The organism is Streptomyces sp. NPDC058619, from assembly GCF_042717785.1.
Lineage (GTDB): Bacteria > Actinomycetota > Actinomycetes > Streptomycetales > Streptomycetaceae > Streptomyces.
On the sequence record NZ_JBHXQN010000059.1, the window covers coordinates 1 to 12,671 of the forward strand.

Annotated in this window: 4 protein-coding genes, 1 tRNA gene and 1 rRNA gene; 5 read left to right on the forward strand and 1 reads right to left on the reverse strand. The window is 71.5% G+C overall.

Annotated elements, in window-relative coordinates; genetic code table 11:
* Positions 1-93: ribosomal RNA gene (gene rrf / locus ACFWTC_RS32780) — 5S ribosomal RNA — on the forward strand; the annotation flags it as partial.
* A gap of 5 nt (positions 94-98) precedes the next feature.
* Positions 99-174, forward strand: a tRNA-Thr gene (locus ACFWTC_RS32785).
* A 126-nt stretch (positions 175-300) separates the two neighbouring features.
* Here ACFWTC_RS32785 and ACFWTC_RS32790 read toward each other — a convergent pair.
* Positions 301-2,886: a SpoIIE family protein phosphatase gene (locus ACFWTC_RS32790; RefSeq protein ID WP_383928283.1), complete on the reverse strand. Its 2,586-nt coding sequence runs from the start codon at positions 2,884-2,886 to the stop codon at positions 301-303.
* A gap of 168 nt (positions 2,887-3,054) precedes the next feature.
* Between ACFWTC_RS32790 and ACFWTC_RS32795 the strand changes: the two genes are divergently transcribed.
* The 3 genes from ACFWTC_RS32795 to ACFWTC_RS32805 all read left to right on the forward strand — a co-directional run bounded on the left by ACFWTC_RS32795 (position 3,055) and on the right by ACFWTC_RS32805 (position 12,571).
* Positions 3,055-8,580 carry a HAMP domain-containing protein gene (locus ACFWTC_RS32795; protein WP_383928280.1) on the forward strand — a complete coding sequence of 1,842 codons (5,526 nt, stop codon included), beginning with the start codon at positions 3,055-3,057 and terminating at the stop codon, positions 8,578-8,580.
* Between the two features lie 274 nt (positions 8,581-8,854).
* Entirely contained in the window at positions 8,855-9,535 is a 681-nt protein-coding gene (locus ACFWTC_RS32800) for a two-component system response regulator (RefSeq protein ID WP_383928277.1), read from the forward strand.
* 252 nt (positions 9,536-9,787) lie between these two features.
* The gene (locus ACFWTC_RS32805) at positions 9,788-12,571 is read left to right on the forward strand and encodes a DNA translocase FtsK (RefSeq protein WP_383928274.1); all 2,784 of its coding nucleotides are present in this window, start codon (positions 9,788-9,790) and stop codon (positions 12,569-12,571) included.
* Positions 12,572-12,671: the final 100 nt, after the last annotated feature.

Here is a 12,671-nt window from a genome sequence, read left to right on the forward strand (position 1 = left end):
ACGCCCGGTTACATTTCGAACCCGGAAGCTAAGCCTTTCAGCGCCGATGGTACTGCAGGGGGGACCCTGTGGGAGAGTAGGACGCCGCCGAACAACCCGCCCTTTTAGCTCAGTCGGTAGAGCGTCTCCATGGTAAGGAGAAGGTCAACGGTTCGATTCCGTTAAAGGGCTCCAACAAAGAAGGCCCCCACCATTCGGTGGGGGCCTTCTTGCGTTTCCCGACCCCGGCCAACGGGCCCGGCAGGAGCCCGTTCGTACGTGGACCGTGCGAACGGGCTTGCTGCCTGGGGTGGGTGGGGGTTACTCGCCCTCGCGCGGCTGCGGGACGCGGAGGACCAGGATGGCCATGTCGTCCGAGGCGGGCTCGGCCGCGAACCGCTCGACCGCCCGCAGGACGCGGGAGGCGACCGCGCCGGCGGTGAGGCCCGTGCAGGTGGTGAGGACCTCCGCCAGGCCGTCGTCGCCGAGCATGCGGGTCCCCTCGCGGCGCTCCGTCACGCCGTCCGTGACACAGAGCAGGACGTCGCCCGGGTCCAGGACGAGGGTCTGCTCGTACAGCTCCAGGTCCTCGATCACGCCCAGCAGGGGCTGCGGATCGGCCGCCGGGATGACCTCGCCGTTCGGCCGCAGCCGCAGCGGGAGGGGATGGCCGGCGCAGACGACCTTCATGAGAGCGCCGCCGTCGGGCTGGGGGTGGAGCTCGCCGTACAGCAGGGTCAGGAAGCGGCTGCGGGCGCCCTCTTCGAGGATGGCCGCGTTCAGCCGCTCCAGGACCGCCGGGGCGCCGAGGCCCTCGCGGGCCAGGAGGCGCAGGGCGTGCCGGGCCAGGCCGGTGACGGCCGCGGCCTCCGGGCCCGTACCGCAGACGTCACCGATGGCGAAGCCGTACGCGCCGTCGCGGATCGGGAAGACGTCGTAGAAGTCGCCGCCCACGTCGTTGCCCTCGCCCGCCGCGCGGTAGATGACCTCGACCTCCATGCCGGGGATGGCGGGGGAGTCGGGCGGCAGCAGACTGCGCTGGAGCGCGCGGCTGATCGCGGTGCGCTCGGAGTACAGGCGGGCGTTGTCCAGGGCCAGGGCGGCCCGGCGGGAGAGGTCTTCGGCGAGTTCGAGGATCTCCTGGCGGAAGTGTTCCTCCGACGGCTTGCCGAGCGTCAGCAGGCCGATCACGCGGTTGCGGGCCAGGAGGGGGAGCACGACGGTCTCCCCGCCGACCGCCCGGGCGGTCTCGGGCCAGGGGCGGGCGCCGGCCTCGCGGACCGGTTCCGGCGGGCTGACCCGGGAGAGGAGCTCCTTGAGGCCGTCGATGCGCTCCTCGTCCTCGTGGAGGACGTAGGAGAGGAACGGGTCCGAGGACTGGTCGGCGATCGTGTAGACGGCACACCAGGTGGCGAGCGTCGGGACGGTCATCTGGGCCATGAGGGCCAGGGTCTGGTCCCGGTCGAGGGTGCCGGCCAGCAGGTCGGAGGCCTCGACGAGGAAGGAGAGGGAGCCGCGGCGCAGGCGTTCCAGTTCGCCGAGCCGGGCGGACTCCACGGCGAGGGCGATGCGGTCGGCCGCGAACTGCAGGCGCAGCGCCTCCTCGTTGGAATAGCGGCCCGGGACCTCCGCCGCGACGCCGAGGGAGCCGGTGAGCCGGCCCTCGACCTTGAGCGGGACGGTGATGACCGAGCGCATGCCGGTCGACTCCAGCAGCGGTACGGCCCCGGGGACGGCCGTCAGGTCGTCGTGCACGGCCGGCATCCGTGCCGAGCCGTATCGGTTGGTGCCGGCCTCGACGGGGACGCGGGCGAAGCGCTGGCGGGTGGAGGGCAGGCCGGTCGTGGCACGGACCTCCAGCTCGGTCTCGTCGTCGGTGGCCAGCAGCAGGAAGGCGGCGTCGGCGTCGAGGAGGTCGCGGGCCCGTTCGACGGTGCGCTGGAGCAGCCCGTCGAGGTCGTCGGGGGCGGGCGAGCCGATGAACACCTCGAAGGGGTCCGCGGGACGCGGCTCGGTGAGCTGGCCGCTGTCGGCGCCCGGGATCCGTGCGGGGGTCTGGAGGAGAGCGCGCTCGTCGTCGTGGACGAGGAGGCAGACGATGGACGGCTCACCGTGGGCGTCGCGGACCCGCAGGTGGGAGGCGTAGACGGGGATGACGCGTCCGTCGGCGCCGCGGATGCCGTAGCTGCCCTCCCAGCGGGACAGGCGCAGGGCCTCGGCGATGCCGGTGCCGGTGCCGGGGGTCTGCGGCCAGGCGGCGAGCTCGGCGAGCGGGCGTCCCACGGCCTTCTCGGAGGGATGGCCGAAGATGTGCTCGGCGTCCTCGTTCCAGGCGGAGACCGCGTCGTCGCCGTCGATCTGCAGGACGGCGACGCGGACCCGGCTGTCGGCGAGCGGGAGCATCTGGTCCGGGATGACGGGCCCCGCGGAGCGGGTACCGACCGGCCGGTCCGGGAGGTCGATGCGGAACCACACGTGCTTGTGCGTGGCCGTGTACTCGACGCCCCAGCGGGTGGCCAGCGCGGCGCAGAGCATGAGCCCGCGGCCGTTCTCGCGGTCGGGGTCGGCGTACGGGCGCTCACCGGGGTGCTGGAGCGGCAGCTCCCGCTCCGGGTACCGGTCGGCGACCTCGACCCGTACGCCGTCCTCCGCGCGCAGGCACAGGACCTCGGCCCGGGTTCCGGCGTGGACCACGGCGTTGGTGACGAGCTCGCTCGTGAGCACCACCGCGTCGTCGACGATGTCCGCGAAGCCCCAGCCGTGCAGGGTGTCGCGGACGAACGCGCGGGCTGCGGCGACCGAACGCCCGAGGGGGTCGAAACTGGCAGCCGCCCGTGCCGTGATCACGAGTCTCCTTCGACGCGGTTGGACATCGGGTGCCAGGTTACTTACCTTCGCGGTCGGCATGGTGCCGTCGTCGGGGAATCCACCCGCAGGGTACGGCCGGTGTGCGATGGTGCCGAAGTGTTATGGCCGGGTTCGGCCAGGGTGAAACACTGGGCAGGCTTGGAGAGCCGGCTCGCGAGGAGTCCGGTGTCCGGTGGAACAGTGGTCGACCCTTTCGGGAGGGACACGGTGGAGTCTGGCGCAGCGGTGCGGCGTACGGGAACGCGGCCGAAGGGCGGACGTTCCCGGCGCAGTGGCACGACGGAGGTCGATACCGCCGCCCTGAACCGGCTGCTCACGGCCCTGGTGTCGATGCGGGACGGGAACTTCCGCAAGCGGCTGACGGTGTCCGGCGACGGCGTGATGGCGGAGATCGCCGCCGTCTACAACGAGGTCGCCGACCGGAACCTGCACCTCACCGGGGAACTGTCCCGCGTCAGGCGGATGGTGGGCCGTGAGGGCAAGCTGAGCGAACGGCTGGAAACAGGCGCCTGCGAGGGCTCCTGGGCGTCCGCGATCGACGCCTCCAACCAGCTGGTCGACGACCTCGCCCGCCCGGTGTCCGAGGTGGGCCGGGTGCTGTCCGCGGTCGCCGAGGGCGATCTGGACCAGCGGATGGACCTGCGGACGCAGGCCGCCGAGGGGGCCGGGCACCCGCTGCGCGGGGAGTTCCTGAAGGTCGGCCGTACGGTCAACAACCTGGTCGACCAGCTGTCCGCGTTCACCGACGAGGTGACGCGCGTGGCGCTGGAGGTCGGTACCGAGGGCAAGCTGGGCGGGCAGGCCCAGGTCCGCGGGATGTCGGGTTCCTGGAAGGACCTGACCGACTCCGTCAACACGATGGCGTACCGGCTCACCGCCCAGGTGCGTGACATTGCTCTCGTCACGACGGCGGTGGCGAAGGGCGATCTGTCGCGCAAGGTCACCGTGCACGTGGCCGGCGAGATGCTCCAGCTGAAGAACACCGTCAACACGATGGTGGACCAGCTGTCCTCCTTCTCCTCCGAGGTGACGCGCGTCGCCCGCGAGGTCGGTACGGAGGGCGAGCTAGGCGGCCAGGCGAAGGTGCCCGGGGTCGCGGGCGTCTGGAAGGACCTGACCGATTCGGTCAACACCATGGCCGGGAACCTGACGGCCCAGGTGCGCGGGATCGCGCAGGTGACGACGGCGGTCGCGAACGGCGACCTGTCGCAGAAGGTCCGGGTGAGCGCGCGCGGCGAGGTGGCGCAGCTGGCCGAAACGATCAACCAGATGACCGAGACGCTGCGGACCTTCGCCGACGAGGTCACCCGCGTGGCCAGCGAGGTCGGTGCGAAGGGCCTGCTCGGCGGGCAGGCGCAGGTGCCCGGGGCCGCCGGCACGTGGAAGGACCTCACCGACTCGGTGAACACGGTCTTCCGCAACCTCACCACCCAGGTGCGGGACATCGCCCAGGTCACGACGGCGGTGGCCAACGGCGACCTGTCGCAGAAGGTCACCGTCAACGTGGCCGGCGAGATGCTGGAGCTGAAGAACACCGTCAACACGATGGTGGACCAGCTCCAGTCCTTCGGCGCCGAGGTGACGCGCGTGGCCCGCGAGGTCGGCGTCGAGGGCGAACTGGGCGGGCAGGCGCAGGTGCCGGGGGCCGCGGGGACGTGGAAGGACCTCACCGACTCGGTCAACACCGCCTTCCGCAACCTGACCGGTCAGGTGCGCAACATCGCGCAGGTGACGACGGCGGTGGCCAACGGCGACCTGTCGCAGAAGGTCACCGTGGACGTCTCCGGCGAGATGCTCCAGCTGAAGAACACCGTGAACACGATGGTCGACCAGCTGTCCTCCTTCGCCGACCAGGTCACGCGGATGGCCCGGGACGTGGGTACGGAGGGCCGCCTCGGCGGCCAGGCCCGGGTGGAGGGGGTGTCCGGTACCTGGAAGGAGCTGACCGACTCGGTCAACTTCATGGCCGGGAACCTGACCTCGCAGGTCCGTCAGATCGCCCAGGTGACCACGGCGGTGGCGCGCGGTGACCTGTCGCAGAAGATCGACGTGGACGCCCGGGGCGAGATCCTGGAGCTGAAGAACACCATCAACACGATGGTCGACCAGCTCTCGGCCTTCGCGGAGCAGGTGACCCGGGTCGCCCGGGACGTGGGTACGGAGGGCCGCCTCGGCGGCCAGGCCCAGGTGCCCGGCGTGGCCGGCGTGTGGCGGGACCTGACGGACTCGGTGAACGGCATGGCCGGGAACCTGACCTCGCAGGTCCGCAACATCGCCCAGGTCGCCACGGCGGTGGCGCGCGGTGACCTGTCGCAGAAGATCGACGTGGACGCCCGGGGCGAGATCCTGGAGCTGAAGAACACCCTGAACACGATGGTCGACCAGCTGTCGAACTTCGCGGAGCAGGTGACCCGGGTGGCCCGGGAGGTCGGCACCGAGGGCATCCTGGGCGGGCAGGCCGAGGTGAAGGGCGTCTCCGGCACCTGGAAGGACCTCACGCAGTCCGTCAACTTCATGGCCAACAATCTGACCTCGCAGGTCCGCAACATCGCCGAGGTCACCACGGCGGTCGCCATGGGCGACCTGTCGAAGAAGATCACCGTCGACGCGAAGGGCGAGATCCTCGAGCTGGTGACCACCGTGAACACGATGGTGGACCAGCTGTCCTCGTTCGCTGAGCAGGTGACCCGGGTGGCCCGCGAGGTGGGCACCGAGGGCATCCTCGGCGGCCAGGCCAGGGTGCGCGGGGTCACCGGCATCTGGAAGGACCTCAGCGACAACGTCAACACCATGGCCGGGAACCTGACGGCCCAGGTGCGCGGGATCGCGCAGGTCTCGGCGGCGGTGGCCAACGGCGACCTGACGAAGAAGGTCACCGTCGAGGCGCGGGGCGAGGTCGCCCAGCTGGCGGACACCGTGAACACGATGGTGAAGACCCTGTCGTCGTTCGCGGACGAGGTCACGCGCGTGGCCCGCGAGGTGGGCACGGAGGGCCGCCTCGGCGGTCAGGCGCACGTGCCCGGCGTATCGGGGACGTGGAAGGACCTCACCGACTCGGTGAACTTCATGGCCTCCAACCTCACCGGTCAGGTGCGGCAGATCGCCATGGTCACGACCGCCATCGCCAAGGGCGACATGACCAAGAAGATCGACATCGACGCCCGGGGCGAGATCCTGGAGCTCAAGACGACCATCAACACGATGGTCGACCAGCTGTCCTCCTTCGCCGACCAGGTCACCCGGGTCGCCCGTGAGGTGGGCACGGAGGGGATCCTCGGCGGCCAGGCCCGCGTCCGGGACGTCGACGGCACGTGGCGGGACCTCACCGAGTCCGTGAACGAGATGGCCGGCAACCTCACCCGGCAGGTCCGCGCGATCGCGGCCGTGGCCACCGCGGTGACCCGCGGCGACCTCAGCCTGAAGGTCGACGTGGACGCGGCGGGGGAGATCCAGGTCCTCCAGGACAACATCAATACGATGATCGTCAACCTCCGCGACACCACCCTCGCCAACAAGGAGCAGGACTGGCTCAAGGGCAACCTCGCCCGGATCTCGGCCCTGATGCAGGGGCGCCGGGAGCTGGACGACGTGGCCAAGCTGATCATGAGCGAGCTCACCCCGGTGGTCTCGGCGCAGCACGGCGCCTTCTTCCTGGCGCTGCCGGTCGGCGGGACCACGGCGATCGGGACGGAGGGCGGCGCGGACGGTTCGTACGAGCTGCGGATGCGCGGGAGCTACGCGTACGCCGGGGGTCAGATGCCGACCTCCTTCCGGCCGGGGGAGGGGCTGATCGGGACCGTCGCCGAGGAGAAGCGGACGATCCTCGTCGAGAACACCCCGCCCGGCTACCTGCGGATCTCTTCGGGGCTCGGCGAGGCGCCGCCGGCGCACGTGATCGTGCTTCCGGTGCTCTTCGAGGGGAAGGTGCTCGGCGTCATCGAGCTGGCGTCCTTCACTCCGTTCACGCAGATCCAGAAGGACTTCCTCAGCCAGATCGCCGAGATGATCGGCACGAGCGTCAACACCATCAGCGTGAACTCCAAGACGGAGATGCTGCTGAAGCAGTCGCAGGAGATGACCGAGCAGCTGCGGGAGCGCTCCGACGAGCTGGAGAACCGGCAGAAGGCCCTCCAGGCCGCCAACGCGGAGCTGGAGGAGAAGGCCGAGCTGCTGGCCCAGCAGAACCGGGACATCGAGGTGAAGAACACCGAGATCGAGGAGGCCCGGCAGGTCCTGGAGGAGCGGGCCGAGCAGCTCGCGGTCTCGATGCGCTACAAGAGCGAGTTCCTGGCGAACATGTCGCACGAGCTGCGGACCCCGCTCAACTCGCTGCTGATCCTGGCCAAGCTGCTCGCCGACAACGCGGAGGAGAACCTGTCGCCGAAGCAGGTGGAGTTCGCCGAGACCATCCACGGGGCCGGTTCGGACCTGCTGCAGCTGATCAACGACATCCTCGACCTGTCGAAGGTCGAGGCGGGCAAGATGGACGTCTCGCCGACGCGGATCGCGCTGGTCCAGCTCGTGGACTACGTGGAGGCCACCTTCCGGCCGCTGACCGCGGAGAAGGGGCTCGACTTCTCGGTACGGGTCTCCCCGGAGCTGCCCGCCACCCTGCACACCGACGAGCAGCGGCTGCTCCAGGTGCTGCGCAACCTGCTGTCGAACGCGGTGAAGTTCACCGACACCGGGGCGGTGGAGCTGGTGATCCGGCCCGCCGGGGCGGATGTTCCGACGGCGATCCGGGAGCAGTTGCTGGAAGCCGGGTCGCTGCGCGAGGCGGACGGGGACCTGATCGCCTTCTCGGTGACGGACACCGGGATCGGGATCGCGGCGAGCAAGATGCTGGTGATCTTCGAGGCGTTCAAGCAGGCCGACGGGACGACGAGCCGCAAGTACGGCGGTACGGGTCTCGGGCTGTCCATCAGCCGGGAGATCGCCCGCCTGCTGGGCGGCGAGATCCACGCGGCGAGCGAGCCGGGCCGCGGGTCCACCTTCACGCTGTACCTGCCGCTGCACCCGAGTGAGCTGCCCCCGCAGGGGTACGCGCCGCCCACGCCCGGCGGGGCGCGCGGCGAGCTGTACCGCAGGCCGGCGGACGAGCCGAGGCCGGAGCTTCCGCAGGTCGCGGCGGCGCCCGCGGCGCCGGTGCAGGCCCAGCCGGTACGGGCCTCACGGCCGGCCGCCGAGCAGGCGGGGCAGGGCGGCGGTCCGGCCGCGCTGTTCCGGCGGCGGCGCAAGGCGGCGAGCGACCAGGAGTCGCGTACGGCCGTGCCGGGGCAGCCCGGCGCGGTGGGCGCCGCGGACGGCTGGGCAGACGCGGAGGAAGAACTGCCGGTGGTGCCGCGGAAGTACGACTTCCGGGGCGAGCGGGTGCTCATCGTGGACGACGACGTACGCAACGTGTTCGCGCTCACCAGCGTGCTGGAGCAGCACGGGCTGTCCGTGCTGTACGCGGAGAACGGCCGGGAGGGCATCGAGGTCCTGGAGCAGCACGACGATGTGACGGTCGTCCTGATGGACATCATGATGCCCGAGATGGACGGGTACGCGACGACGTCGGCGATCCGGCGGATGCCGCAGTTCGCGGGGCTGCCGATCATCGCGCTGACGGCCAAGGCGATGAAGGGCGACCGGGAGAAGGCGATCGACTCCGGGGCGTCCGACTACGTCACCAAGCCCGTCGACCCCGATTTCCTGTTGTCGGTGATGGAGCAGTGGATGCGGGGAAAGTGACGCGGGGCGGGCATACGCAGGGCAAGGGCCGCCGCGAAGCGGCCGGAGGCGCGTGGGGCGGACGGCGGGCGGGGAACCTTCTGGTACCCCGCCGCGTTTCCGTTTCGTGCACAGTGACATCTTGGTGACAGGGTGTGGCGATCTCGGGACTGGGGCTACGATGACCGGCACAAGGACGGACGGCGCAAGGATGCCGTCCTCTGGGGCGGGGCCCGGCGCACAGGCCGGAGCCAGGAGCCGGGGAGGCCCCATGCCGGGGCGAGGAGGACAGGGCATGGTGCAGAAGGCCAAGATCCTCCTGGTCGATGACCGGCCGGAGAATCTGCTGGCGCTGGAGGCCATCCTCTCCGCGCTCGATCAGACACTGGTCCGGGCGTCGTCGGGGGAGGAAGCGCTCAAGGCGCTGCTGACGGACGATTTCGCGGTCATCCTGCTGGATGTGCAGATGCCGGGGATGGACGGATTCGAGACGGCCGCGCACATCAAGCGGCGGGAGCGGACCCGGGACATCCCGATCATCTTCCTCACCGCGATCAACCACGGTCCGCACCACACGTTCCGCGGGTACGCGGCGGGTGCGGTGGACTACATCTCCAAGCCCTTCGACCCGTGGGTGCTGCGGGCCAAGGTGTCGGTCTTCGTCGAGCTGTACACGAAGAACTGCCAACTGCGCGAGCAGGCGGCGCTGCTGCGGCTCCAGCTGGAGGGCGGCAACTCCAACGGCGTGGACGCCAGCAAGGAGACCGCCGGACTGCTGGCCGAGCTGTCCGCGCGGCTCGCGGCGGTCGAGGAGCAGGCGGAGGCGCTGACCAAGCAGCTCGGCGAGGACTCGGCCGACGCCGCGGTGGTGGCGACCGCCGCCCACCTGGAGCGCAAACTGACCGGGCTGCGACGGGCGCTCGACGCCCTGGAGCCCGGAACCGGCGGCGGAGCGATGCTGCCCGCCCAGGGCTGAACCGGACGACCGGCTCCGCCGCCGCGGGGCGCACCGCGGCCGTGCGGCCGCCGGGCTTCGTCCCCCGCTTTCGGCCGCCGGGCTTCGTCCTCGGCTTCCGGCCGCCGTCCGGCGAAGGAGCCCGGCCGGGACGCGTACTGGGCGGGCGTCAGGTCTGGCGGCGCGTCAAAGCGCCGCCGGTGCGGGCGACACGAACGGGTGAAGGGGTGGGCACGCGTGTCCACCGGCGTGCACACCGGTAACCTCGGCCCCATGGCCTCACGTACGTCCGGTAAGGGTTCCCCGAGCACCGCGAAGGGCCGCACCGGCCGTACGACGGCGCCGGCGAAGAAAGCGGCTCCCGCGCGCAAGCCTCCCGCGAAGAAGGCCGCGGCCGCCCGGCGCGCCCCGGTCAAGAAGGTCGCGGCCAAGCCCGCGCCCTCCCCGACCGGCGGTGTGGTGCGGCTGGTGCGCGCCGTCTGGCTCGGCTGCGCGCACGCGGTCGGCGCGGTCTTCCGCGGCATCGGCCAGGGCGCCAAGAACCTGGACCCGGCCCACCGCAAGGACGGCCTGGCGCTGCTGCTGCTGGCCCTCGCGCTGATCGTGGCCGCCGGAACCTGGTCGAACCTGAGCGGTCCCGTCGGGGACCTGGTCACCATGCTGGTCACCGGGGCCTTCGGGCGGCTCGACCTGCTCGTGCCGATCCTGCTCGGGGTCATGGCGGTGCGCTTCATCCGCCACCCCGAGCAGGCCGACGCCAACGGGCGCATCGGCATCGGGCTGTCCGCGCTCGCCGTCGGCGTCCTGGGCCTGGTCCACATCGCCTGCGGGGCGCCCGGCCGCGACGAGGGCACCACCGCCATGCAGGACGCGGGCGGGCTCATCGGCTGGGGCGCCTCCAAGCCGCTGATCTTCACGATGGGCGCCCCGCTCGCCGTGCCCATGCTGGTGCTGCTGACGGTCTTCGGACTGCTGGTGGTCACCGCGACCCCGGTCAACGCGATCCCGCAGCGGCTGCGGCGGCTCGGCATCCGGCTCGGGATCATCGCGCCGAACGAGTACGACGAGGACTACGGGGACCGGGAGGCCGGCGCCGCCCCCGGCGAACGGCACGACCCGGAGCGGTGGCGGGCCCGCGGGGGCGCCGACGCGCTGTCCGGCGACCCGGCCGACGCCGCCGAGGGGGAGGCGCTCGCCCGGCGCCGCCGCCCGCGGCGGACCTCGGCCCGGCCGGCCATGGACCGCGAGATGGACGCCGTCGACGTGGCCGCCGCGGCCGCCGCCGCGCTGGACGGTGCCGTGTACGGCGGGCTGCCGCCGTCGCCGCTCGTCGCCGACCTGACCCAGGGGATCAGCCCCGAGCGGGAGGGCGCGGAGCCGACCGCGCCGGTGCCGCCGGCGCGCGCGCAGCGCCCCGTACCGGCCGCCCCCGCAACTGCCCCCGCCGCGCCGTCGGCCGAGGAGCCGCACGACACCACCGCCGCGGTGTCCGGGACGCTGGCGGTGCCCGACCTGACCAAGGCCGCGCCGGAGAAGAGCCAGCCGCTGCCGCCGCGCGCCGAGCAGCTCCAGCTGCGCGGGGACATCACGTACTCGCTGCCGTCGCTGGACCTGCTGGAGCGCGGTGGCCCCGGCAAGACGCGCAGCGCCGCGAACGACGCCGTCGTCGGCTCCCTGACGAACGTGTTCACCGAGTTCAAGGTCGACGCGAAGGTCACCGGCTTCACCCGGGGCCCGACGGTCACCCGCTACGAGGTGACCCTCGGCGCGGCCGTGAAGGTCGAGCGGATCACGGCGCTGGCGAAGAACATCGCCTACGCGGTGGCCTCCCCGGACGTCCGGATCATCAGCCCGATCCCCGGCAAGTCGGCGGTCGGCATCGAGATCCCGAACACCGACCGCGAGATGGTCAACCTCGGCGACGTGCTGCGCCTGGCGGACGCGGCCGAGGACGACCACCCGATGCTCGTCGCGCTCGGCAAGGACGTCGAGGGCGGCTACGTCATGGCCAACCTCGCGAAGATGCCGCACGTGCTGGTGGCCGGCGCCACCGGCTCCGGAAAGTCCTCCTGCATCAACTGCCTGATCACCTCCGTGATGGTCCGCGCGACCCCGGAGGACGTCCGGATGGTGCTGGTGGACCCCAAGCGCGTCGAACTGACGGCGTACGAGGGCATCCCGCACCTGATCACGCCGATCATCACCAACCCCAAGCGGGCCGCCGAGGCGCTCCAGTGGGTCGTGCGCGAGATGGACCTGCGCTACGACGACCTGGCCGCCTTCGGCTACCGGCACATCGACGACTTCAACCAGGCCATCCGGGACGGCAAGATCAAACTGCCGCCGGGCAGCGAGCGCGAGCTGAGCCCGTACCCGTACCTGCTGGTGATCGTCGACGAGCTCGCGGACCTGATGATGGTGGCCCCGCGCGACGTCGAGGACTCCATCGTCCGGATCACGCAGCTGGCCCGCGCGGCCGGCATCCACCTGGTGCTCGCCACGCAGCGGCCCTCGGTGGACGTGGTCACCGGCCTGATCAAGGCGAACGTGCCCTCGCGGCTCGCCTTCGCCACCTCCTCCCTCGCCGACAGCCGGGTCATCCTGGACCAGCCGGGCGCCGAGAAGCTGATCGGCAAGGGCGACGGGCTGTTCCTGCCGATGGGGGCCAACAAGCCGGTCCGCCTCCAGGGCGCCTTCGTCACCGAGGACGAGATCGCCGGGATCGTCCAGCACTGCAAGGACCAGATGGCGCCCGTCTTCCGGGACGACGTCACGGTCGGGCAGAAGCAGAAGAAGGAGATCGACGAGGACATCGGCGACGACCTGGACCTGCTGTGCCAGGCGGCGGAGCTGGTGGTCACCACGCAGTTCGGCTCCACCTCGATGCTCCAGCGCAAGCTGCGGGTGGGCTTCGCCAAGGCCGGACGGCTCATGGACCTGATGGAGTCCCGCGGGATCGTCGGCCCGAGCGAGGGCTCCAAGGCCCGGGACGTGCTGCTCAAGGCCGACGAGCTGGACGGACTGCTCGCGGTCATCCGCGGGGAGGCTCACCCGTAAGGGATCGGCGAGCAACCGTTTCCCCCGGGCGCGCGTCAAGTTGAACGGAGGTGGCGGCACCGCGCGCACGGCCACGTGCACGGCGCAGGGCCGCCGCGCC